Source organism: Streptomyces sp. NPDC031479 (assembly GCF_055581065.1).
Genome location: NZ_JBVIKC010000002.1, coordinates 269,495 through 290,692, shown reverse-complemented (window position 1 = coordinate 290,692; position 21,198 = coordinate 269,495). Strand labels below are relative to the sequence as shown.

Genomic DNA, 21,198 nt, shown 5'->3' with positions numbered 1-21,198 from the left:
GCCTGTCCCGGTGGGCGATACTGGGATCGAACCAGTGACCCCTTCGGTGTGAACGAAGTGCTCTCCCGCTGAGCTAATCGCCCGGGAACGGACTGAACAATACAAGAGCCTCGGGGTCTGTTCAAACCGCTTCCCGCTCGGCGTCCAGCAGGGCCGCGAGACCGCGCCGCCCCGCCCGCATCATCAGGGTGTGGTTGAGCCGCAGGACCGGCCGCCCGACGAGCGCGAACGGCCGCAGCGGGGCCGCCCGCAGCTCGACCTCCTGCTCGTAGACGGCGCGTGCGGTCGCGGGGCCGGCGGCGCGCGGGCGTACGGTCCACCGCGCCCAGCCTTCGAGGTCCCCGCGCACCGCCACCTCCAGGACGCCCCGCGCGGGATCGCGGAGCAGGCCGGTGAGGGTGACGTGGATCGCGTACGGGAGGACGGAGCGGATCACGGCGGTACCGGTGTGCTCGTCGACCGGCCGGACCAGGCGGACCTGGGGCCACCACCGGGGGTAGTGCGCGGGGTCCTCCAGCCGCGCGAACACGAGGGCGGGCGGGGCGTCGAGGTCCCACACGTCGCGGAAGCGGTAGTGCGTCCAGCTCGGCATGGCCCCAGTCTGGCGCGGTGGCGGGGTCCGCGTCCGGCCGTCCGGGGTTTTGGTGCCCGGGGTGCCCCGGGCGCCCGGGGTGTGCGCGGACCCCAGGGGTACTCAGCGCCGATCTGAGTACGCACGCCCATGTCCTGAGGGAGTGACGGGCACCACACTCCGGCTATGGACACGCCCCTGCCGCCCGCCGAGGAGCTGGCGCTGATCGACCGCGAGCTGGCCCGACTGGACGCCCGGCGGCTGTATCTGTTGACCCGTCGGGAGTGGCTGGTGCGTCTGCTGTGGCAGCAGGCACCGGCCCCGGCGCCGGCCTTCCCTCCGGTGGCCCACGGGGGGCCGCCCTCGACCGGCCCGAGCGCGCAGAACGTGCTGCTGACCCTGGGCGCGGTGCTGCTCGCCGTGGCCGCGCTCGCCTTCACCCTGGTCAGCTGGGGTTCGCTGGGCATCGGGGGCCGCTCCGCGGTGCTGGCCCTGCTGACGGCCGCGGCGCTCGCCGCGCCCGCCGCGCTGCTACGGCGCGGGCTGCGCTCGACGGCCGAGTCGGTGGCGGGCGTCGCGCTGCCGCTGACCGTGCTGGACGCCTACGCCCTGCACGCCGTGGGCCTTCCCGGCACCGGCGGCGGGGCGTACGCGGCGGGGGCGGCGGCCGTGCTGGCGGGGCTCTGGGCCGGGTACGGGGTCGCGCTGCGCGGGCTGCGGCTGCCGCTGCCGGCCGCGGTGGCGGCGGCGCAGCTGCCGTTGCCGCTGGCGGCGGCCGTCACCGGGGCGGGGCCCCTGGCGGGCGGCTGGGCGCTGCTGGTGACGGCCGCGCTGGACGTGGCGCTCGCGACGGCGGTGTCCCGACGGGCGGTACGGCTGCCCGCGGCGGTGGCCGGGGGGCTGCTCGCCGCGATGGCCCTGTCCACGGGGCTGGCGCTCTCCCTCGCGGCTCCCGGGACGGCCGGTCCGGCGGGGCTGCTGGCGGCGGGGGCGCTGCTGGGCGTGGCGGTGGCCCGGCGCGAGCCGCGGGCCTGGGCGGCGGCCGTCGCGGGGGGCCTGGCGGGGGTGGCGGCGGTCGGGGCGCTGGCCCCGGCCGGGCCTGCCCCGGGGTGGGCGGTCGCGGTGCGGGTGGCGGCGGCACTGGCCCTGCTGGTGGCGGTCCCGCGGATGGGCGGGCTGCCGGAGCCGGTGCGCCGGGGACTGCTGTGGGCCGGGGCGGCGGTGTCCGTCCTGGGGGCGCTGGCGGCGGTCCCGACGGTGGCGGCGGCGCTGCTCTCCGGGCTGGGGGTGCTGCGCGAGGTGTGGGCGGCGACGACCCCGCGGCCGGCCGGGGACGGGTACGGGATCCCGTACGTGGTGACGCTGCTCCTGGCGGCCGGGGCGCTGGCGCGGCCGGCCGGGGTGCTGCCGCGCCGGGAGTCGCGGACGGCGGCGGCGGTGTGCGCCGGAGCGGCCCTGTTCGTGGCGCCGGTGGTGGCGGGGCTGCCGGTGGCGGCGGTGCTCGCGGCGCAGCTGGCGGTGACCGCCGCGGCCGGGGTGGCGGCGCTGCGGGCCACGGACCGCGGCGCCGCCGGCGCGGCCGGGGGCTGCGCGGCGGCCGCGGCCCTGGACGTGTCCCTGACGGCCCTGGACGGCCGCCTGGCCACCTTCGCGGTGTTCGGCCTGCTGGGGGCCGGCTGCGCGCTGGGGGCGGCGTACGGGCCCGCCGAGCGGGCCGTGCGGGCGGGCGGGGCGGTGTGCGCGGTCGGGTTCGCGACGGCGACGGCGGTGGCGATGGGCGCGTCGGCGGGGCTCGCCCTCCCGTGGCGGGCGGTCGCCGTGCCGGCGGTATCGGCCGTGGTGGTGGCGCTCGCGCCGAGGCTGGGTCCGGTACGGGTCCCCGCCGAGGCGGCGGCGGGGACGGCGGGGGTGCTCGCGGTGCTCCTGGCGGCCGGGGACCGGCCGGTGCTGGCCCTGGTCCTCGCGCTGGGCGGGGTGCTGTGTGCGGGCGCCGCGGTGCGCCCGGACCGGCGGGCGCTGGGCTGGGCCGCGGGGGCGCTGTTCGTGGCGGCCTCGTGGGTGCGGCTGGGCGCGTCGGGGGTGACGGCGGCGGAGGCGTACACGCTGCCGGTGTCGGTGCTCGCCCTGGCGGTGGGTCTCGTGCGGCGCCGCCGGGACCCGGCGGCCTCGTCGTGGGCGGCGTACGGTCCGGGGCTGGCGGCGACCCTGCTGCCGAGCCTGGCGGCCGTCTGGGGGGACCCGTACTGGCCGCGCCCGCTCCTGCTGGGCCTGGCGGCGCTGGGCCTGACCCTGGGCGGGGCGCACCGCAGGCTGCGGGCGCCACTGCTGCTGGGCGGCGCGACCCTGGCGGCGGTGGCCGTGCACGAGCTGGCCCCGTACGTGGTCCAGGCCGTCGGGGCGCTGCCGCGCTGGCTGCCCCCGGCCCTGGCGGGTCTGCTCCTGCTGGTGGTGGGGGCGACGTACGAGAAGCGGCTGCGCGAGGCCCGCAGGCTCCGGGAGGCCCTCGGCCGGCTCCACTGAAGGAGGCCCGGACCGGCGGGAGCCGGGTCCGGGTCCGGGCGGGTACGACAGAGGCCCGGAGACTCTTCCGAGTCTCCGGGCCTCTGCTCCGGGTGGGCGATACTGGGTTCGAACCAGTGACCCCTTCGGTGTGAACGAAGTGCTCTCCCACTGAGCTAATCGCCCGGACGCACCGCAAACATTACCGCATGTCAGGGGTGCTCCATGACCATCCCCGGACGGTCACTGGTCCTTCAGGTTCCACGGCAGCGCGAGGCCGTACTTCCACAGGTAGAAACCGATCAGCGCGCCCGCGATGGCCAGGCCGACCCCGGTGAGGATGATGTTGCGGCGGCGCACCTTCGGGTCGAGCGCCTTCTGCGCGGCCTCGCTGACCTTGCGCTTGGTCCAGCGCAGGACGAGGTGGGCCCAGGCGAACTCGGTGGCCCAGATCGCCAGGCCGGCGAAGATCGCCACCCAGCCCGGACCGGGCAGGACGAGCATGGCGATGCCCGCGCCGATGACGGCCAGGCCGACGACGAAGACGCCGACCTGCCAGCTCAGGTGCAGGCTGCGGTTGGCCTTGATGAACGCAGGCGCCTTCGAGACGTGCGGCGTCTCTTCGGCGGCCGGTTCGGTGGTGGCGGACTCGTCGGCCCCTCGGTCACTCCCCGTATTCATGGCTCCGAATCTACCGGAGCCGGAAGCACACGTGAATGCCGCTTTGGATCCGCCGTTCGAGGGACCCAGAGGTCCGCAAAACGGTCAGAGGGGTTTACAACGGCACCGTAGGTGGCATGTCGATTTCGCCGACGTGCGAATCCCCGAGCGCACACTGAGCGAAAGGCCCTGGCGCTTATGAACACCACGGTCAGCTGCGAGCTGCACCTGCGCCTCGTTGTGTCGAGCGAGTCCTCACTGCCTGTTCCCGCGGGCCTGCGGTATGACACGGCCGATCCCTACGCCGTGCACGCCACCTTCCACACCGGCGCCGAGGAGACGGTCGAATGGGTATTCGCCCGCGACCTCCTCGCAGAGGGCCTCCACCGGCCCACCGGAACCGGCGACGTCCGCGTCTGGCCGTCCCGCAGCCACGGTCAGGGCGTCGTGTGCATCGCCCTGAGCTCACCGGAGGGAGAAGCGCTGCTCGAAGCACCCGCCCGAGCCCTCGAATCGTTCCTCAAGCGGACGGACGCCGCGGTCCCACCCGGGACCGAACACCGGCACTTCGACCTCGACAAGGAGCTCTCCCACATCCTGGCCGAAAGCTGAGCCAGCCCTACAGCCGCTCGACACCGTCCGACTCGGGGCGACGGTGCGGGTCGGACAACCACATACGGCAGTGCCGGCGCTGTTCTCGCGGAAGCCGACCGCGAGGACGGCGCCGGTGCGCTTGGGCCCGCCCGGGGAGGTAACCGCTAGAGTCGGCCCCCCAGCGGCGGCGGCGGTCCGTCGCCGCAATGCCGGCCTCCAGGGAGCGACCCCGTGCAGATCCCCCACGACACCCGTCGCGCGCTCGACGTCGTCGTCGCGCTGGTGAACACCGCGGCCGAGCCGGACCAGCCGGACGGCCTGTCCGACGTCGCGGCACTGCGCGGCTTCGTCAAGGAGCACGCGATCAGCGACGTCGGCGAGCTCGGTGCCCGCGACCTCGCCGGCGTGCGGACCGTGCGCGGCAAGTTCGCCCAGGTCTTCGCGGCACCGAACTCCCGTGCGGCGGCCGCACTGATCAACGAACTCGTCGCCACCGCGGGCACCACCCCGCAGCTCACCGACCACGACGGCTACGACTGGCACGTGCACTACTTCGCGCCGGGCGCCTCGGTGGGCGACCACCTCGCGGCGGACGGCGGCATGGCGCTCGCCTTCATCGTGGTCTCGGGCGAACAGGAGCGGCTGCGCCGCTGCGAGGCCCCGGACTGCCGGCGGGCCTTCGTGGACCTGTCCCGCAATCGCTCCCGCCGCTACTGCGACAGCCGGACCTGCGGGAACCGGCTGCACGTGGCCGCCTACCGGGCGCGCCGCAAGGAGGCCGACTCCCAGCCGGAGGGCTCAGAGCAGGTACAGGTCGTGGACGGCGGCGAACAGCAGCAGGCTCCCGATCACCCCTAGGAAGATCATCAGAGGGGGCTGGGAGAGGGCGAAGAGGCAACCGCGCCCCTCGGGGGAGAGCGGGGCCGGCGGGACGGCGGCCTGGGCGAGGGGGACCTCGGCGACGGAAGGGAGAGCCTGCGGCTCGTCCTGCGATGTGTCGAGCATGTCGGGGCGATGATCGCGCAGCCCGTCCCGGTTCGGCCCCCAACACGCCATTCGGGGAGCGGGAGCCGGCCCTCTCTCGTCAGTTCAGGTGGTTCCCGGCCACTTCTCCCCCGCGCCCGGCCGCGCGTGCGCTATGGCCCCGGGGCGGCTTCCGGGCACCGCGCCCGCGCCACCCGGCCTGGATGCCGTGCTCCTTCCGGCCTAGATGCCGTGCTTCTTGAGGATGGCCTCGATGTCGGAGAAGTCCTCGGCCGGGGGCGCGGCGGCGGCCGGGGCGGAGTCGGTACGGGCTCCGGTGCCGAGGGAGGGGGCGGAGGCGGCGGGGGCCACGGCCTCCCGGGCCGCGCCTCCCCGGGCCGCCTTCGCGGGCCGCTCCCTGCCGAGGCCGCGGCGCTCCACGCTCCGGGTGGTCACCAGGAGCAGCCAGGCCAGGCCCAGCAGGCCGAAGCCGATCCAGACGGACGGCCGGAAGACGATCCCGGACAACCACTCCACCACGCCGGTCATCACCAGGCCCACCGGCACCAGGGAGTACGCCGCGATGCGCGTGGCGGTCAGGAAGCGCCTGCGGTACGCGGTCACCGCGGCGATGCCCAGTCCCGCGGCGGACACCGCGGAGCATATGGTTTCGGCGAGCATGCGGTCCTCCGACCCTGGACGGATGGGCGATCTGTCCCTTCCATCCTGCACCGGCGGATGCCGTCGGGGCCATGTCCGAAAGGCCTGCGGCGCGGATCTCCGGGACATCTCGGGGTCGGATCTCCTCCCCGGGGGGTCTGGGAGACTGTCCGCATGACCGATTCCGTGATCCTCGACGTCTGGTGCGAACTCCAGTGCCCGGACTGCCACAGCGCTCTGGACGACGTGCGCGCCCTGCGGGCCCGCTACGGCGACCGGCTGGACATCCGGCTGCGCCACTTCCCCCTGGAGAAGCACAAGCACGCCTTCGCCGCCGCGCAGGCCGCCGAGGAGGCCGCGGAGCAGGGCAAGGGCTGGCCGTACGCGGAGGCCGTCCTGGCGCGCACCGCCGAGCTCGGTGAGCGCGGCGAGGCCGCCCTGCTGGACGTGGCGCGCGAACTCGGTCTGGACGCGGAGGAGTTCGACACCGCGCTGATCGACGGCCGGCACATCCTGATCGTCGACGCCGACCAGGCCGAGGGCAAGGCCATCGGCGTGACCGGCACCCCGACCTACGTGATCGACGGCGAGCGCCTCGACGGCGGCAAGAGCCAGGAGGGCCTGCGCGCCCGCATCGAGGAGATCGCGGACCGGCTCCTCGGCGCCTCCTAGATCAGCTCCTTCGCGTAGTTGAAGTGCGTCGCCCGGTAGCCGAGGGACTCGTACAGGCGCAGCGCCGGGGCGTTGGCGGCGAACACGTGGAGGGCCAGCCGACGGTGTCCGGCGGCCAGGGCGGCGTGCTCCGCGAGGAGCATCAGGTCGCGCCCGTGGCCGCGCCCCCGGTGTTCCGCGGCGACCTCGACGTCGAAGACGTACGCGCCCTCCCCGGCCCCGGAGACCCAGACGTGCCCGACGGGGACGCCGGCCGCCTCCAGGACGGTGAGGGTCACTCCGGGGGTGTCCGGTCCCAGCGGGAGCAGCGCGTCGTGGTCGGCCCGCGCCTTGTTGCGGGCGGCCTCGGGGTCCATGCCGCGCCCGGTCCAGCTCGCGGCGTACGCCTCGCGGGCCCGCGGGTTCCAGGCGGTGTACTCGGCGGCCGTCATCGGGCGGCCCCGTACCCCGGCGGAGAGGGCGGGCGGGTCTTCCGGGAGGTCCTTGGCCATGTTGCGGCCCTGCTCGACGTAGCCCAGGGCCGCCGCCAGCCGCAGCCCGCCGGGCGAGCCGGCCGGTACGGAGAGGCGCACCCGGCGGCAGCCCCAGCCGCGCAGCACCTCCTCGGCGGCGAGCGCCGCGACGGTGGCGCGGCCCCGGAGGCGGTCGCGTTCGTCGATGGCCAGGTCGCGGATCTCCCCCACGGTCGGCCCGAAGGGGGTGTCCGCGGCGATCAGCAGCGCCCCCACGCGCCTGCTGTTGACGCGGACCTCGTAGGGGCGCGAGCGGGCACCGTCCTCGCTCTGCAGGAGCGGCCCCGAGGGCCGCAGGGTGGTGGTCATCCGTCGAGTTCTACCCGCCCCGCGGCTCCGTGACTACGGGCCGTGCCCGCCGGTCCCGCTCAGGGGTCGATGTCGGAGGCGGCCCGCTCCTCGAAGATCCGCATCGCCTTGCCGGTGACCGGGCCCGGGGCGGCCAGGGTGCGGCCGTCGACGCGGTGGACGGCCTGTACGTCGCGCAGGGTCGAGGTCAGGAAGACCTCCTCGGCGCGCTCCAGCGCGTCGAAGGGCAGGTCGGCCTCTTTGGCGCCGGTCCATTCGACGGCCAGCGCCCGGGTGATGCCGGCGAGGCAGCCCGAGACCAGGGGCGGGGTGTACAGCTCGCCGTCGAGGACGACGAAGACGTTGGAGCCGGTGCCCTCGCAGAGCCGGCCGACGGTGTTGGCGAAGAGGGCCTCGGAGGCCCCCTCCCCGTGCGCGCGGGCCAGGGCCACCACGTTCTCGGCGTAGGAGGTGGTCTTCAGACCGGCCACCGCGGAGCGCTCGTTGCGCACCCAGGGCACGGTGATCACCGCGGTGGTGTCGGGGCGGCGGACGGTCTCCCCGATGGCGACGGTCAGCGTGGGTCCGCTGTCGCCGCGCTCGGAGCCGAGGGGGGAGAGGCCGCCGGTGTAGGTGATCCGGAGCCGGCCGAGCGGCACGGGATGTTCGGCCACCACGGCGGCGCAGGCGCGGCGCACCTCGTCGAGGTCGGGGTCGGGCAGGCCGAGGCCGCGGGCCGAGCGGGTCAGCCGGTCCAGGTGGCGGGTGAGCGCGAAGAGGGTCCCGTCCTGGGCCTTGACCGTCTCGAAGACCCCGTCGCCCACGGTGAGCCCGTGGTCGAGTACGGACACCTTCGCGTCGTGGTCGTCCCGCAGCGTTCCGTCGAGCCAGATCCTCACCGTACGGTTCCTCCACTCAGGTCGCGGGCCCCGTTCGGGCCCGGCTCTCGCACCCCTGACGCTAGCGCGACCAGCCGGGCCGCCTTGAGCTCGGTCTCCGCCCACTCCCGCTCGGGGTCGGAGCCCCAGGTGATGCCCGCTCCGGTCCCGAAGCACAGGCGGGGGCCGCCGGGGGCCGTGCGGTCGATCCAGAAGGTGCGGATGCCGACGGCCAGGGCGGCGGTGCCCCGGTCCGCGTCCACCCAGCCGATGCCGCCGCAGTAGGGGCCGCGCGGGGCGGTCTCCAGTTCGTCGATGATCCGCAGGGCGGAGGACTTGGGCGCGCCGGTGACGGAGCCGGGCGGGAAGGTGGCGGCGAGCAGCTCCGGCCAGCCCGCGCCCTCGGCGAGTTCTCCGCTGACGGTGGAGACCAGGTGGACGAGGCCGGGGTGCTCCTCCACGGCGCACAGCTCCGGGACGGTGACCGAGCCGGTCGCGCAGACCCGGCCCAGGTCGTTGCGGACCAGGTCCACGATCATCACGTTCTCGGCGTGGTCCTTGGGCAGCAGGTCGGCCACGGTGCGGCCGGTGCCCTTGATGGGGCCGGACTCGATGCGGCGGCCGTGGCGGCTCAGGTAGAGCTCCGGGGAGGCGCTGGCGATCTCCACGCCGTGGGCCGGGAGACGAATCGTTCCTGCGTAGGGAGCGGGGTTCCCGCGCGCGAGCAGGGCGGTGAGGGCGTCCACGTCGGCCCGCGCGGGGTCCGGCAGCGGCGCGGACATCACGCGGCAGAGGTTGGCCTGGTAGACCTCACCGGCCTCGATGTACGCGCGTATCCGGCGCACGCCCGCGACGTACGCGCCGCGGTCCAGCGAGGAGGACCAGCGGCCGGCGGCCGGACCGGACCAGGCCCCGGGCACGGGGGCCGGGACGGGGTCGGGACGCACGTCCCCGAAGCGCGCGCAGACCAGCCGGCCTTCGAAGTCTGCGGTCACCGCCCAGAAGCCGGAGGAGTCGAGGGCCGAGGGGTCACTGGTGACGTCACGGAGGTCGGTCGCGAGGAGGCCGCCGAAGCGGGCCAGGGGAGGCAGGTCGTGCACGGCTGCGAGTCTATGACCGGTGACGCGATGGCGCCGGTGGGGTGGCCGCCGGGTGACCGGTGGTGATCGGGCCGCAGCACGCTGCGGAAACGCGTTTTTGAGCTGGCCCGGGAATCCGCTAGAGTTCAACACGTCGCCAGGGAGCGAAGGGGAAAAACCCCGGAGCGAACACGGTGACCTGCGGACGTAGCTCAGTTGGTAGAGCACCACCTTGCCAAGGTGGATGTCGCGAGTTCGAGTCTCGTCGTCCGCTCGAAGTGGGGGATTTCTTCCCGAGAACCCCTACAGCTCCATGGTGGAGTGGCCGAGAGGCGAGGCAACGGCCTGCAAAGCCGTCTACACGGGTTCAAATCCCGTCTCCACCTCCAAGGACGATTAGCTCAGCGGGAGAGCGCTTCCCTGACACGGAAGAGGTCACTGGTTCAATCCCAGTATCGTCCACTGATCCGCAAGGATCCCCGCGCGATTAGCTCAGCGGGAGAGCGCTTCCCTGACACGGAAGAGGTCACTGGTTCAATCCCAGTATCGCGCACGCAGTACACGTACCACCTGCGGTTTCACACCGCGGTCCCGCGCGATTAGCTCAGCGGGAGAGCGCTTCCCTGACACGGAAGAGGTCACTGGTTCAATCCCAGTATCGCGCACCACCTCCGGAAGCCCCGGCCGTTCCCACGGCCGGGGCTTCCGCGTTCCCGGGTGCCGACCGGCCTCAGGAGGAGAAGAGCATCCGGCCGAATCCGCCCTTGTGGTGACCGTGGTGTCCGTGTCCGTGGCCGTGGCCGCCGTGCTGCGGGGCGCCCCAGGCCGGGGCCGGAGCCACGTGGGCCGGGTACGGGGCCGGCGGCGCGGCGGGCGGCGGGACCTGGCCGTACTGCTGCGCCGTGTACTGGGACTCCAGACGGGTCAGCGCCTCCAACTCGCCGTAGTCGAGAAAGATGCCGCGGCAGCCGCTGCACTGCTCGATCTGGACGCCGTTGCGGTTGTAGGTGTGCATCATCGCGTGACACTTCGGACACTGCATGACCGGATCAACTCCTCGCCGTTCGCGTCGGCGCCGGATGCCCACCCGGCGCCTCCCGCTCACCTTACGACGGAGTCAGGGCTCCAACTCGGCCCGGAATGTAGCCATTCGGACACAGGAATCCAGCATCAGCCGCTCCCCCTCGTCCAGCGGGCGGCGGGCGGGCGCCGCCTTGGCGAGGGCGAGGGCCGCCGTCTGTACGGTCAGCGCCCGCGCGGCCAGGTCGAGTTCCGGCCAGGGGTCGCTGCCGGGCGGGCCGGCGGCCGGGCCTCCCGCGGCCCGGTAGGCGTCGAGGAAGCGCAGCCAGGCCTCCGGGGCGAGGATCCCGGCCGCGTACCAGGCCGCCGGGCGGGCCAGGTCCCAGGCGGGCGCCCCGAGGCCGAGGTCGTCGACGTCGATGAGCCGCCAGGGACCGTCGGGGACGGGGTGGCGGACGAGCTGCCCGAGGTGCAGGTCGCCGTGGCACAGCACCGCCGCCCCGGCCGGGGGGACGCCCTCGCCGCGAGCCCAGTCCGGGAGGGTCGCGGCGGCGGCGCGGACCGCCCGGACCCCGTCCGGGTCCGGCTGCGGGGCTCTGGCCAGGCGACGCAGGGCGCGGGCCACCTTGGCCGGGCCGCGCATCGGCGGGAGGGGTCCGGGGAGGTCCCCGGGTTCGGTCCGGTGCAGGGCCGCGAGCAGCCGGGCGGCCTCCTCCCAGGGGGCGTCCTCGGGGCGCGCCGGATCCACGGGGGTCCCGTAGGGCCACAGCGTGACGGTGCGGCCGTGGACGGCCCCGGTGCGCAGCGGGGGCAGCAGCACCCCCGCGAGGGCTCCGGAGCCGGCGACGCGGATGCGGGCCGCGAGGGCCTCCGGGTCGCTGCCCGGGGCGTGCGCCTTGGCCACGGCGTCCCCGCAGCGCACGACCGTCCCGTCGGGGCGGTCGGCGAGGAGGACGTAGGGCTGCGCGGGGCCGCCGCGGGCCCAGGCGGCGAGGGCCGCGGGCAGCGGGGCGGGCAGCGGCAGTGCGCTCACGCGGCGACGGGGGTGCGCGGCGGCGTGCCGCGGCGACGGGGGTGCGCCGCCTCCCCGTCGTGGGCCTGCGTGCTCGTGGGGTCGTGGTCCGCGTCCGCCATGGGCCTCTCCTTCGCTCGGGACGAGGCTACGGGGGGCGGGGGCGGGACGAAAGAAGAAGGGTGCTGCCCGTCCGACTCCCCAGTCGTACGGGCAGCACCCTTCACCTGCCGTCCGTCGTCGATCCCCCGTCCCCACGGGGATTCGACAGGCCGATGTCCCGGTCCGGGCCGCTCTCCCGGACCCGGGGCGCCGCTCAGCGCCCCAGCATCACGCCAACGGACGACGCCTGTGCCGCCACCTGGTCGAAACCTCCGAAGAGGAAGAGCAGGAGGGCGGCCAGGGGGAGGACCATCGCCGCGGCCACCAGCGGGTGGCGCTTACCGGACTCATGGCTGTTGAACGCGAATGCCTTGCGTCCCTGCCGGGCGATGTCCGCCATGGTCCTCTCCCTGTCGTCTGGCAGCGGCGGGTTCGTGACCTCGGGGGACGAGTGCGCCACCCGCCGCTTGTCTTCAACACTAGGCGTGCGGAAGGCCCCTGGCCTCATGCCTTCGTACCCTTTGGCGGGCCTCCGGGAGGATGACGAGCACCTCCCCGGAGTACTCCCCTGGGTGGAGACCGCTTCCCCGTCATGGGGGACTTCCCGGAGGGGATGACCGGAGGGTAGTGACTTCGCTCACTTCCGTCACTCCCCGCACACACGTGTCCGCGTACGGGCGGTTGACCGCGTCACCCGGCGGCTCTCGCCGCTCCCCCTCGGGAGATGCGCTCGCGCGGGGCCGCAGTCGGCGCCAATCCCCTTGGCACGAGGGCCGTTTGGGCGCCGGTTCCGGTGCGGGTCCGGGGGCGGCGGCCGGGGGCGGCACACCCTCAAGTGGCCTGCCACGTACTGACGATCGAATCCTTCGACGAGGGCGCGGCCTCTGAGCGCTCGTGCCGGATGGTCCGTAAGCTGTGCCAGGTCAACAGGACGACCGGTCAGCGGGGTGGACATGGCGATGATGCGGCTCCGGCGCGAGGACCCGCGTGTCGTCGGCTCGTTCAGACTGCACCGCAGGCTCGGCGCGGGCGGCATGGGCGTGGTCTACCTGGGGTCCGACCGGCGCGGTCAGCGCGTCGCCCTGAAGGTGATCCGGCCCGACCTGGCCGAGGACCAGGAGTTCCGCTCCCGCTTCGCGCGCGAGGTGTCCGCCGCCCGGCGGATCCGCGGCGGGTGCACCGCGCGGCTGGTGGCCGCCGATCTGGAGGCCGAGCGCCCCTGGTTCGCCACGCAGTACGTGCCCGGACCCTCGCTGCACGACAAGGTGGCCGAGGAAGGCCCCCTGACGGCCGCGCAGATCGCCGCCATCGGTGCCGCGCTCTCCGAGGGCCTCGTCGCCGTGCACGAGGCCGGCGTGGTCCACCGCGATCTCAAGCCCTCGAACATCCTGCTGTCCCCCAAGGGCCCGCGGATCATCGACTTCGGCATCGCCTGGGCGACCGGGGCGAGCACCCTGACCCACGTGGGGACCGCCGTCGGCTCCCCCGGCTTCCTCGCCCCCGAGCAGGTGCGCGGCGCCGCCGTCACCCCCGCCACCGACGTCTTCGCGCTCGGCGCCACCCTCGCCTACGCGGCGACCGCCGACTCCCCGTTCGGACACGGCAGTTCCGAGGTCATGCTGTACCGGGTGGTGCACGAGGAGCCCCACCTGGTCGGCGTACCGGACGCCCTCGCGCCGCTGGTTCGGGCCTGCCTGGCCAAGGACCCCGAGGAGCGGCCGACGACCCTGCAGCTGTCGATGCGGCTGAAGGAGATCGCGGCCCGCGAGGCGCAGGGTCTGGGCGACGGCCGGCCGCCGGTGCAGCGGCCGCGGCCCGACCGGCCGGTGGGGCGGCTCGCCGACCAGACCGCCCTCTACACCGAGCAGAGCAGCGTGGACCGGCGCACCCCGGGCGGCGGCACGCCCGCCCCCAGGGCGCAGGCCCCGCACGGCGGACCCCACTCGCGGCCCTCGTCCCCGCGCAATCCCGGTTCCACCGCCGGGCGTACGGGTGGCCGTCCGGCTCCGCGGACCACCGGCACGGGGCGCCGGCCCTCACGGCCGGACCCGAAGCTGATGCGGCAGCGGCTGATCGTGTTCGTCGTGGTGACGCTGCTGGTGGCGCTGGGCATCGCCCTGGCGCAGAAGCTCTAGGCCGACGGTGTGCCGGGCCCCCTCGGGGCCCGGCACCCGGACGGTCAGGCCCGGTGGCCGCCGGCCACCGCGTAGAAGGCGACGGCCGCGGCCGCGCCCACGTTGAGCGAGTCCACGCCGTGCGCCATGGGGATGCGCACCCACTCGTCGGCGGCGACCAGCGCCTGCGTGGACAGGCCGTCGCCCTCCGCTCCGAGCATCAGCGCGACCCGTTCGAGGGACTGCGGGGCGGCCTCGTCGATCGGCGAGGCCTTCTCGTGCGGGGTGAGGGCGAGGAGCTTGAAGCCCGCCTCCCGTACCGAGTCCAGGCTCTTGGGCCAGGCGTCGAGGCGGGCGTAGGGGACGGAGAACACCGCCCCCATGGAGACCTTCACCGAGCGGCGGTAGAGCGGGTCCGCGCAGTCGGGCGACAGCAGCACCGCGTCCATGCCGAGGGCGGCGGCGCTGCGGAAGATGGCTCCGATGTTGGTGTGGTCGTTGACCGCCTCCATGACGGCCACCCGGCGGGCCGACGCGAGCAGGTCCTGCGCCGTGGGCAGCGGCTTGCGCTGCATGGAGGCGAGGGCGCCGCGGTGCACGTGGTAGCCGGTGACGCGTTCGGCGAGCTCCGGGCTGACGGCGTAGACCGGGGCGGGGAGCTCGTCGATGACGTCGCGCATGACGTCGACCCACTTGGCGGAGAGCAGCATGGAGCGCATCTCGTAGCCGGCGTCCTTGGCCCGTCTGATGACCTTCTCGCCCTCGGCGATGAAGAGGCCCTCGGCGGGCTCGCGGCGGCGCCGCAGCTCCACGTCGGTCAGGCCCGTGTAGTCGCGCAGGCGGGGGTCGTCGGGGTCTTCGACGGTGATGAGATCAGCCACAGGGTGATACTGCCTTGTCGTGGGTGTGGTGCCAACGGCCTGTCAGGCGTCGGTGGCGGGGAGGGCGTCGGGCGCGTTCACGCGGACGACCTCGCCGATGACGATCACGGCCGGCGGGCGGACCTCCTCGGCGCGCACGGTCTCACCGACCGTGGCGAGGGTGGCGTCCACCCGGCGCTGGGTGGCCGTGGTGCCCTCCTGGACGACCGCGACCGGGGTGCCGGCGGAGCGGCCGTGGCGGATCAGGGCCTCGGCGATCAGGCCGATCTTGTCGACGCCCATGAGGATCACGAGGGTGCCGGTGAGCTTCGCGAGGGAGGCCCAGTCCACCAGGGAGCGCGGGTCGTCGGGGCCGACGTGTCCGCTGACCACGGTGAACTCGTGCGCCACCCCGCGGTGGGTGACGGGGATCCCGGCGGCGCTCGGCACCGAGATGGAGCTGGAGATGCCGGGGACGACCGTGCAGGGGATGCCGTGCTCGGCGAGGGCCTGCAGCTCCTCCATGCCACGGCCGAAGACGTACGGGTCCCCGCCCTTGAGCCGGACGACGGCCTTGCCCGCCTTGGCGTGCTCGATCAGGGCGTTGTTGATGGCCTCCTGGGCCATGAACCGGCCGTACGGGATCTTCGCCGCGTCGATGACCTCGACGTGCGGGGGGAGTTCGTCGAGGAGGTCGCGGGGGCCGAGCCGGTCGGCGATGACCACGTCGGCCTCGGCGAGCAGCCGGCGGCCGCGCACGGTGATCAGGTCCGGGTCGCCGGGGCCGCCGCCGACGAGGGCGACGCCGGGGGTGCCCTTGTGGCGGTGCGCGGGGGCGGTGAGGGTGCCGTCGCGCAGGCCCTCGACGACCGCGTCGCGGACGGCGGCCGAACGGCGCGGGTCGTTGCCGGTCAGCACGGCGACGGTGACGCCCTCGATGCGGCCGGTGGCGGGGGTCCAGGCGGTGGCGGCGGAGGCGTCGTCGGCGCGCACGCACCAGACGCGCTCGCGCTCGGCCTCGGCGGAGGCGCGCTCGTTGTCCTCGCGGTTCTGGGTGGCGATCAGGGCGTACCAGGCGTCGGCGAGATCGCCCTCCCGGTAGCGGCGGCGTTCCCAGCGGATCTCGCCGGTCTCCGCCATCGCGTCCACGGAGGGGGTCGCGGAAGGGGAGATCAGCAGGACGTCGGCGCCGGCCGCGATGAGGGCGGGCAGGCGGCGCTGGGCGACCTGACCGCCGCCGATGACGACGACGCGGCGCCCGGCCAGGCGGAGTCCTACGGGGTAGGCGGGGTATGCCGGGTTTGCCATGGCGGTTGCGGCTCCTGGTGCGGCGAGGGGTCGGCGGGGCCGCTGCTGCGCTGGAGCGGCGTGGCGGGCGGCGTGCGGTTGCCCGTCCGGGACCACGATACGACCCATCCGGGGCGGTGGTCCCTGCGGGGGCTGCGCGAGCTTCGGGGGCGGGGGCGCCGCGCCGCGCGGGCCGGATCCGGGGAGCGGGTGCGCGGAGGCGGCGCCGGTGCCGGGGTGCCGCGGCAGGGGCCGGACTCACGGGCCGACGCGCGGGTGCGGCTGCTGGGCGGGGCCACCGGGTGCCGCTGCGCGGGGTCCACCCCTGCCCGCCCTTCCCCCGTTCCCGGGCTCCGCCCGGACCCTTCGGGGGCTCCGGCCCCCCGGACCCCCCGCGCCTCGAACGCCGGCGGGGCTGGACATCGCCGGCGCCCGGGGCGGGAGCGGTGGAAGGGCGGGGAGGGGGCTACTTCTCGGTGACGCCCGCCGAGTCGAAGGTGGCCACCTCGTGCATCGCGCGCGCCGCGCTCTGGACCAGGGGGAGCGCCAGGAGCGCGCCCGTGCCCTCGCCGAGGCGGAGGTCCAGGTCGACCAGGGGACGCAGGCCGAGCTTGTTCAGGGCCGCCACGTGACCCGGCTCCGCGCTGCGGTGGCCCGCGATGCAGGCCGACAGGGACTCCGGTGCGATGGCGCGGGCCACGAGGGCGGCCGCGCCGGCGCTCACGCCGTCGAGGATGACCGGGGTGCGCAGGGATGCCCCGCCCAGGAGGAGGCCGACGATCGCCGCGTGCTCCAGGCCGCCGATGGCCGCCAGGACGCCGATCGGGTCGGCCGGGTCGGGCTGGTGGAGTTCCAGGGCCCGGCGGACGACCTCGACCTTGCGGGCGTGGGTCTCGTCGTTGATGCCGGTGCCCCGGCCGGTGACCTCCGCGGGGTCGACGCCCGTGAAGACCGAGATGAGGGCCGCCGAGACCGTGGTGTTCGCGATGCCCATCTCGCCCGTGAGCAGGGCCTTGTTGCCGGCGGCGACCAGGTCGCGGGCCGTCTCGATGCCGACCTCGATGGCCGCGATCGCTTCCTCGCGGGTCATGGCCGGGCCGGTGGAGAGGTCGGCCGTGCCGGGACGGACCTTGCGCGGCAGCAGGCCGGTGGTGGCGGGGAGGTCACCGGCCACGCCGACGTCGATGACGCAGACCTCGGCGCCGACCTGGTTGGCGAAGGCGTTGCAGACCGCGCCGCCGCCGAGGAAGTTCGCCACCATCTGCGTGGTGACCTCCTGCGGCCAGGGGGTGACTCCCTGGGCGTGGACGCCGTGGTCGCCCGCGAAGATCGCGACGGCGGCCGGCTCCGGGATGGGCGGCGGGCAGACCCGGGAGAGGCCGGCCAGCTGGGCGGAGATGATCTCCAGCATGCCCAGGGCCCCGGCGGGCTTCGTCATGCGCTTCTGCCGCTCCCAGGCCTCGCCCAGCGCCTTGGCGTCGAGCGGGCGGATGCTGGCGACGGTCTCGGAGAGCAGGTCGTGCGGCTCCTCGCCGGGCAGCGCGCGGCGTCCGTACGTCTCCTCGTGGACGACCCAGGCCAGCGGACGACGCTGGGACCAGCCGGCCTGCGCCAGTTCGGGCTCGTCCGGGAACTCGTCCACGTAGCCGACGCACAGGTACGCGACGACCTCCAGGTGCTCCGGCAGTCCGAGCGCGCGGACCATCTCGCGCTCGTCGAAGAAGCTGACCCAGCCCACGCCGAGGCCCTCGGCGCGCGCGGCGAGCCAGAGGTTCTCGACCGCGAGGGCGGAGGAGTACGGGGCCATCTGCGGCTGGGTGTGCCGGCCGAGGGTGTGGCGGCCGCCGCGGGTGGGGTCGGCGGTGACGACGATGTTCACCGGGGTGTCGAGGATGGCCTCGATCTTGAGTTCCTTGAACTGCTTCGCCCGGCCCTTGGGCAGCGACTTGGCGTAGGCCTCGCGCTGGCGCTGGGCGAGCTCGTGCATCGTCCGGCGGGTCTCGGCGGAGCGGATGACGACGAAGTCCCAGGGCTGCGAGTGGCCGACGCTGGGGGCCGTGTGGGCGGCCTCCAGGACGCGCAGCAGCACCTCGTGCGGGATGGGGTCGGTACGGAAGCCCTTGCGGATGTCGCGGCGCTCGCGCATGACGCGCAGGACGGCCTCGCGTTCGGCGTCGTCGTACGCGGGGGCGGGCTCGCCGGCGGAGACGGGTTCGGGGGCCTGCGCGGCGTCGGCGGGTTCGGTGGCGTCCGGGGCGGTGGCGTCCGGGGCGTCGGCCTCGGGGGCGGACGCGGCGACCGGCTCGGCGGCCTCGGCCGGGACGGCCTCCGCCTCGGCCGGGGCCTCCGCCTCGGCCGGGGCCTCCGCCTCGGCCGGGGCCTCCGCCTCGGCCGGGGCCTCCGCGGCGGCCGGCGCCTCGGGCTCCGCCGGCACGTCGGCCGGGACGGCCGCCTCGACGGGGGCCTGAACCGATTCTGCAGGGGCCTCCGCGACCGGCGCGACGGGCTCGGCGGCCGGGGTACCGGCGGCCTCCGGGAGCACGGGCTCGGCCTCGGCGGGCGCCTGGGCGGCCTCGGGGGCCGAAGGCCCGGCGGGGACCTCCACGGCGGCCACCGGCTCGGCCGGGACCTCCACGGCGGTCGGCGCCTCGGGGGCCTCGGGGGCCTCGGGAACTACCGGGGCCGGCGGCTGCGGGGCGCCGGCGGGCTCCTGGGCCTCCGGGGCGGCTTCGGGAGCCGCCTCGGCGGCGACGGGCGCGGCGGCGGGCACCGCGGCGGCCTCGGAGGCCTGGGCGGCGGCCTCGGCGGACGGCTGGGCCTCCGGCTGCGCCACGGGCTCCGCGGACGGCTCCGCGGACGGCTCCACGGGAGCGGGCGCGGCAGCGGCGGGGGCGGCGGCCGGAACGGGGGCGGCGGCCGGAGCGGGCTCGGCCGTCCACGGCGTCCCGGCCTGCGCCGGGATCTCGGCGGCCTGCGCCGCCTGCTGCGGGGCGTCCAGGTACTCGGGACCCGCGGCCGGCGCAGCGGGCTGCGGCACCGCCGCGGCGACCGGCTCCTGCGCCACCGGCGCACCGGCGGCGGCGGGCACGGCCACGGGCACGGCGGCCGGCTCTGCGACGGCGACCGGCACGGCGACGGGCTCCACCACCGGCTCCGCCACCGGTTCGGCGGCGGGCTCGGCGACGGGCTGCTGCGGCAGGGGCTGCGGCGCCGGCTCGGCGACGGGCTGCGCCGCCACCACGGGGGCCGGCTCGGGGGCGGGCACGGGGGCCGGGGCGGCCACGGGCGCCGGCGCCGGAGCGGCGGCGGGACCCCGGTCCGCGAGGGAGCGCACGACTCCCCCGGCCTCGGGCATCGGCGGGCCCATGTGCAGCGGACGGCGTGCGGGGATCACGGGCGACGCGGCCGGCACCTGGGCGGCCTGCGGGGCCACGAGGCCGCCGAGGTCGAGCGAGCCGGTGTCACGGCCGCCGGTCTCGTGCGCGCCCGCGCTGTACGCGGCGGGGTCGGCGTAGCCGTCGGGGAAGCCCGCGCCCACGGGGTACGAGGGGTCGGGGAAGCCGGGCTGCTGCGGCGCCGGGTAGCCGGCGTCCTGGTAGCCGGGCTCCGGGAAGCCGAGGTGTCCGGGCTCGGGGTAACCGGCCCCGGGGGCCTGCGGGTACTCGGTGTAGACGGGCTCGGCGGGGAACTCGGCCGGGAAGGCCGGCACCGGCGGGACCACCTGGGGGTCGCTCCAGGAGCCCTGGCCGCTCGGCATCAGCAGCAGTTCCTCGTCCTCCGCCTCGGCGGGGTCGTCCACGAGGTCCTGGAAGGCGTAGCCGGCCGGGGGCTGCGGCGGAAGCGGCGGGAGCGGCGGAACCGGAGCGGGGATGCCCTGCTGATCCACCATGCCCCCGTTGTCCGGGTGACCCTCGCCCGGGACCTGGCCGGTGTCAGTCATGCGTACCCCTCGCCCATCGGTGTTGCCTCTTCGATCGCCTGGTCGCCCACACGACCGCCGGGCGGTGATGTGTGCGGGGTCGCCGTGCGGTGCGACGCCTCGCGTGCGCCCGCACAACAACTCCTGAGCATTGTCGCGCTCGTCGGCCGCCGTGTCGGCCACAAACCGGCACGGTCCGCTGTGGACTGCGCCACGTCGCGCGTCCTGAGGGCGGCACGACGATCGGCCAGCCTACCCCGGCCTGCGCGCTAGCGGCTCACGGGGCGCTCGGCTGCCAGGAGGAACACCACGGAACGCTCCTGTTCCGCCCAGGTCCGGGTGTCGAGGCCGACGGACTGGAGGAGTGCGCACTCGACGGCGTACCCGTGTTCGCCGAGGACGCGTCCGATGGCCTCGGCGTCGTCGCGCGTGGAGGCGTGGCTGACGATCCGTTCGGGGCGCCGGTCGGCGACGGCCGCGACGACCTCGGCGCCGCCCCCGCCGACGCGGACGACGTCGGGCTCGGGGAGGTTCTCCAGGACGTGCGGGGCGCGGCCGGGCACGACCTGGATCTGGACACCGCGCCGACGGGCGGCGGCCGTTACCCGTTCGCAGGCGCGGGGGTCGGCGTCCACCGCGATGACGGCCGCGCCGAGGGCGGCGGCGTCCACGGCGAGGGCCCCGGAGCCGGCCCCGATGTCCCAGACGAGGTCGCCGGCGCGGGGGCCGAGGCGGGCGAGCTGGGCCGCGCGCAGCTGTGCGGACTCGCCCTCCCCCACGGGCCCCTCCCCCGCGGGCCCGTCCCCGGCGGGCCGGGGCCGGGCCCAGCCGCGGGTGGCCGCGAGGTGGGGGGGCTGGCCGAACAGCCAGCCGGGCTCGGCGGCGGAGACCTGGCCCGCGCCGCCGATGACGATGACCACGTTCGGGTCGCGCCAGCTGTGGTCGGCGGCCTTGTCGGAGGTCAGGACGGTGACGCGCTCGCGGTCGGTGCCCAGTTCCTCGCAGATGACGAAGGTGCGGTGCACCCCGTCGAGCAGCAGGGCGAGTTCGGCGGGTCCGGCTCCGGGCGAGGTGAGGACGGCGACCTTGCTGTGGGCCCGGCAGACGTTGACGGCCCGGCGCAGGGTGCGGGGGTGGGCGACGACCACCTGGGCGTCGTCCCAGGGCATCCCGGCGCGGGCGAAGGCCGCGGCGACGGCGGAGACGGCGGGGACGACCTCCACCTCCAGGCCGTGTTCCGGGGCGCGCAGGGTGCGTACGACGCCGAAGAATCCGGGGTCTCCGTCGGCGAGGACGACGGCGGTGCCGCGGTGGCCGGCGATGCGGCGGGCGGCGAGGTGGAGGCTGCCGAGGCGGATGCGTTCCGCGGTGGGCGGGACCTCGGGGAGCGCGAGGTGGTGGGCGGCGCCGGCCACGAGGGTGGCGGCGGCGAGCGCGGACCGAGCGGCCGCGGTCAGGGGTGAGCCGTCCCAGCCGATCACCGTGACCCGGTCGGCCATCGTCGTCAG

The 21,198-nt window shown here is 75.6% G+C and carries 19 protein-coding genes and 7 tRNA genes; 10 read left to right on the top strand and 16 right to left on the bottom strand.

Annotated features, from left to right (window positions below):
* Positions 1-11: 11 nt before the first annotated feature.
* Positions 12-83: transfer RNA gene (locus ACZ5D2_RS03935), tRNA-Val, on the bottom strand.
* Positions 84-121: 38 nt separating this feature from the next.
* Positions 122-592, bottom strand: a complete 471-nt coding sequence (locus ACZ5D2_RS03930; protein ID WP_468927008.1) for an SRPBCC family protein — start codon at positions 590-592, stop codon at positions 122-124.
* 165 nt (positions 593-757) lie between these two features.
* Here ACZ5D2_RS03930 and ACZ5D2_RS03925 point away from each other — a divergent pair, with 165 nt between their 5' ends.
* Positions 758-3,091, top strand: a complete 2,334-nt coding sequence (locus ACZ5D2_RS03925) for an SCO7613 C-terminal domain-containing membrane protein (RefSeq protein WP_371679396.1) — start codon at positions 758-760, stop codon at positions 3,089-3,091.
* 93 nt (positions 3,092-3,184) lie between these two features.
* On the opposite strand, the gene ACZ5D2_RS03920 is transcribed toward ACZ5D2_RS03925, so the two are convergent.
* Together ACZ5D2_RS03920 and ACZ5D2_RS03915 are read right to left on the bottom strand one after the other, a co-directional pair.
* Positions 3,185-3,256: transfer RNA gene (locus ACZ5D2_RS03920), tRNA-Val, on the bottom strand.
* 57 nt (positions 3,257-3,313) lie between these two features.
* Positions 3,314-3,751 (bottom strand): TIGR02611 family protein, encoded by a 438-nt coding sequence (locus ACZ5D2_RS03915; protein WP_371679395.1) that lies wholly within the window; start codon positions 3,749-3,751, stop codon positions 3,314-3,316.
* Between the two features lie 177 nt (positions 3,752-3,928).
* Between ACZ5D2_RS03915 and ACZ5D2_RS03910 the strand changes: the two genes are divergently transcribed.
* Both ACZ5D2_RS03910 and ACZ5D2_RS03905 read left to right on the top strand, forming a co-directional pair.
* Positions 3,929-4,342, top strand: coding sequence for an SsgA family sporulation/cell division regulator (locus ACZ5D2_RS03910; protein WP_030011909.1), 414 nt, complete (start codon positions 3,929-3,931; stop codon positions 4,340-4,342).
* Between the two features lie 213 nt (positions 4,343-4,555).
* A complete protein-coding gene (locus ACZ5D2_RS03905; RefSeq protein ID WP_371679394.1) occupies positions 4,556-5,182 on the top strand; it encodes a CGNR zinc finger domain-containing protein in 627 nt (208 codons plus the stop codon).
* Here ACZ5D2_RS03905 and ACZ5D2_RS03900 read toward each other — a convergent pair.
* Complete coding sequence (locus ACZ5D2_RS03900) at positions 5,123-5,329, bottom strand: hypothetical protein (RefSeq protein WP_356221591.1); 207 nt, start codon at positions 5,327-5,329, stop codon at positions 5,123-5,125. The genes ACZ5D2_RS03905 and ACZ5D2_RS03900 overlap by 60 nt on opposite strands.
* Positions 5,330-5,530: 201 nt before the next feature.
* On the bottom strand, positions 5,531-5,968 hold the full coding sequence (locus ACZ5D2_RS03895) for a hypothetical protein (RefSeq protein ID WP_371679393.1): 438 nt from the start codon (positions 5,966-5,968) through the stop codon (positions 5,531-5,533).
* A 153-nt stretch (positions 5,969-6,121) separates the two neighbouring features.
* On the opposite strand from ACZ5D2_RS03895, the gene ACZ5D2_RS03890 reads away from it, so the two are divergent.
* Positions 6,122-6,619, top strand: a complete 498-nt coding sequence (locus tag ACZ5D2_RS03890) for a DsbA family protein (RefSeq protein ID WP_371679391.1) — start codon at positions 6,122-6,124, stop codon at positions 6,617-6,619.
* Here ACZ5D2_RS03890 and ACZ5D2_RS03885 read toward each other — a convergent pair.
* The 3 genes from ACZ5D2_RS03885 to ACZ5D2_RS03875 are packed head-to-tail and all read right to left on the bottom strand — an operon-like array spanning position 6,616 to position 9,397.
* Positions 6,616-7,440, bottom strand: a complete 825-nt coding sequence (locus ACZ5D2_RS03885; protein ID WP_371679390.1) for a GNAT family N-acetyltransferase — start codon at positions 7,438-7,440, stop codon at positions 6,616-6,618. The genes ACZ5D2_RS03890 and ACZ5D2_RS03885 overlap by 4 nt on opposite strands.
* A gap of 59 nt (positions 7,441-7,499) precedes the next feature.
* On the bottom strand, positions 7,500-8,318 hold the full coding sequence (locus ACZ5D2_RS03880; RefSeq protein ID WP_371679389.1) for an aminotransferase class IV: 819 nt from the start codon (positions 8,316-8,318) through the stop codon (positions 7,500-7,502).
* Complete coding sequence (locus ACZ5D2_RS03875) at positions 8,315-9,397, bottom strand: chorismate-binding protein (RefSeq protein ID WP_371679388.1); 1,083 nt, start codon at positions 9,395-9,397, stop codon at positions 8,315-8,317. The genes ACZ5D2_RS03880 and ACZ5D2_RS03875 overlap by 4 nt, the downstream gene beginning before the upstream one ends.
* A 180-nt stretch (positions 9,398-9,577) precedes the next feature.
* On the opposite strand from ACZ5D2_RS03875, the gene ACZ5D2_RS03870 reads away from it, so the two are divergent.
* From ACZ5D2_RS03870 to ACZ5D2_RS03850, 5 genes are all read left to right on the top strand, one after another.
* Positions 9,578-9,650: transfer RNA gene (locus ACZ5D2_RS03870), tRNA-Gly, on the top strand.
* 41 nt (positions 9,651-9,691) lie between these two features.
* Positions 9,692-9,765: transfer RNA gene (locus ACZ5D2_RS03865), tRNA-Cys, on the top strand.
* A gap of 1 nt (position 9,766) precedes the next feature.
* Positions 9,767-9,838: transfer RNA gene (locus ACZ5D2_RS03860), tRNA-Val, on the top strand.
* Positions 9,839-9,857: 19 nt separating this feature from the next.
* A tRNA-Val gene (locus ACZ5D2_RS03855) sits at positions 9,858-9,929 on the top strand.
* Between the two features lie 40 nt (positions 9,930-9,969).
* Positions 9,970-10,044: transfer RNA gene (locus tag ACZ5D2_RS03850), tRNA-Val, on the top strand.
* A 62-nt stretch (positions 10,045-10,106) separates the two neighbouring features.
* Here the strand turns inward: ACZ5D2_RS03850 and ACZ5D2_RS03845 are convergent.
* The 3 genes from ACZ5D2_RS03845 to ACZ5D2_RS03835 all read right to left on the bottom strand — a co-directional run bounded on the left by ACZ5D2_RS03845 (position 10,107) and on the right by ACZ5D2_RS03835 (position 11,934).
* Entirely contained in the window at positions 10,107-10,418 is a 312-nt protein-coding gene (locus tag ACZ5D2_RS03845; protein WP_371679387.1) for a TFIIB-type zinc ribbon-containing protein, read from the bottom strand.
* 75 nt (positions 10,419-10,493) lie between these two features.
* Complete coding sequence (locus ACZ5D2_RS03840; protein ID WP_371681336.1) at positions 10,494-11,420, bottom strand: phosphotransferase family protein; 927 nt, start codon at positions 11,418-11,420, stop codon at positions 10,494-10,496.
* A 304-nt stretch (positions 11,421-11,724) separates the two neighbouring features.
* The gene (locus ACZ5D2_RS03835; protein ID WP_371681335.1) at positions 11,725-11,934 is read right to left on the bottom strand and encodes a hypothetical protein; all 210 of its coding nucleotides are present in this window, start codon (positions 11,932-11,934) and stop codon (positions 11,725-11,727) included.
* A gap of 523 nt (positions 11,935-12,457) precedes the next feature.
* On the opposite strand from ACZ5D2_RS03835, the gene ACZ5D2_RS03830 reads away from it, so the two are divergent.
* Positions 12,458-13,645, top strand: coding sequence for a serine/threonine-protein kinase (locus tag ACZ5D2_RS03830; RefSeq protein ID WP_371679386.1), 1,188 nt, complete (start codon positions 12,458-12,460; stop codon positions 13,643-13,645).
* 44 nt (positions 13,646-13,689) lie between these two features.
* On the opposite strand, the gene ACZ5D2_RS03825 is transcribed toward ACZ5D2_RS03830, so the two are convergent.
* The 4 genes from ACZ5D2_RS03825 to cbiE all read right to left on the bottom strand — a co-directional run bounded on the left by ACZ5D2_RS03825 (position 13,690) and on the right by cbiE (position 21,189).
* Positions 13,690-14,505 carry a TrmH family RNA methyltransferase gene (locus ACZ5D2_RS03825; protein ID WP_266838020.1) on the bottom strand — a complete coding sequence of 272 codons (816 nt, stop codon included), beginning with the start codon at positions 14,503-14,505 and terminating at the stop codon, positions 13,690-13,692.
* A gap of 42 nt (positions 14,506-14,547) precedes the next feature.
* Complete coding sequence (gene cobA / locus ACZ5D2_RS03820) at positions 14,548-15,792, bottom strand: uroporphyrinogen-III C-methyltransferase (RefSeq protein ID WP_371679385.1); 1,245 nt, start codon at positions 15,790-15,792, stop codon at positions 14,548-14,550.
* A 445-nt stretch (positions 15,793-16,237) separates the two neighbouring features.
* Complete coding sequence (gene cobT, locus ACZ5D2_RS03815; protein WP_468926997.1) at positions 16,238-19,711, bottom strand: nicotinate-nucleotide--dimethylbenzimidazole phosphoribosyltransferase; 3,474 nt, start codon at positions 19,709-19,711, stop codon at positions 16,238-16,240.
* Between the two features lie 248 nt (positions 19,712-19,959).
* Positions 19,960-21,189 carry a precorrin-6y C5,15-methyltransferase (decarboxylating) subunit CbiE gene (gene cbiE, locus ACZ5D2_RS03810; RefSeq protein WP_371679383.1) on the bottom strand — a complete coding sequence of 410 codons (1,230 nt, stop codon included), beginning with the start codon at positions 21,187-21,189 and terminating at the stop codon, positions 19,960-19,962.
* Positions 21,190-21,198 lie beyond the last annotated feature (9 nt).

What these genes read in the sequence shown, in the direction of transcription:
- ACZ5D2_RS03930 (WP_468927008.1), bottom strand. Translation starts at nt 592, where the DNA reads ATGCCGAGCTGGACGCACTACCGCTTCCGCGACGTGTGGGACCTCGAC.
- ACZ5D2_RS03925 (WP_371679396.1), top strand. Translation starts at nt 758, where the DNA reads ATGGACACGCCCCTGCCGCCCGCCGAGGAGCTGGCGCTGATCGACCGC.
- ACZ5D2_RS03915 (WP_371679395.1), bottom strand. Translation starts at nt 3,751, where the DNA reads ATGAATACGGGGAGTGACCGAGGGGCCGACGAGTCCGCCACCACCGAA.
- ACZ5D2_RS03910 (WP_030011909.1), top strand. Translation starts at nt 3,929, where the DNA reads ATGAACACCACGGTCAGCTGCGAGCTGCACCTGCGCCTCGTTGTGTCG.
- ACZ5D2_RS03900 (WP_356221591.1), bottom strand. Translation starts at nt 5,329, where the DNA reads ATGCTCGACACATCGCAGGACGAGCCGCAGGCTCTCCCTTCCGTCGCC.
- ACZ5D2_RS03895 (WP_371679393.1), bottom strand. Translation starts at nt 5,968, where the DNA reads ATGCTCGCCGAAACCATATGCTCCGCGGTGTCCGCCGCGGGACTGGGC.
- ACZ5D2_RS03890 (WP_371679391.1), top strand. Translation starts at nt 6,122, where the DNA reads ATGACCGATTCCGTGATCCTCGACGTCTGGTGCGAACTCCAGTGCCCG.
- ACZ5D2_RS03885 (WP_371679390.1), bottom strand. Translation starts at nt 7,440, where the DNA reads ATGACCACCACCCTGCGGCCCTCGGGGCCGCTCCTGCAGAGCGAGGAC.
- ACZ5D2_RS03845 (WP_371679387.1), bottom strand. Translation starts at nt 10,418, where the DNA reads ATGCAGTGTCCGAAGTGTCACGCGATGATGCACACCTACAACCGCAAC.
- cobA (WP_371679385.1), bottom strand. Translation starts at nt 15,792, where the DNA reads ATGGCAAACCCGGCATACCCCGCCTACCCCGTAGGACTCCGCCTGGCC.
- cobT (WP_468926997.1), bottom strand. Translation starts at nt 19,711, where the DNA reads ATGACTGACACCGGCCAGGTCCCGGGCGAGGGTCACCCGGACAACGGG.
- cbiE (WP_371679383.1), bottom strand. Translation starts at nt 21,189, where the DNA reads ATGGCCGACCGGGTCACGGTGATCGGCTGGGACGGCTCACCCCTGACC.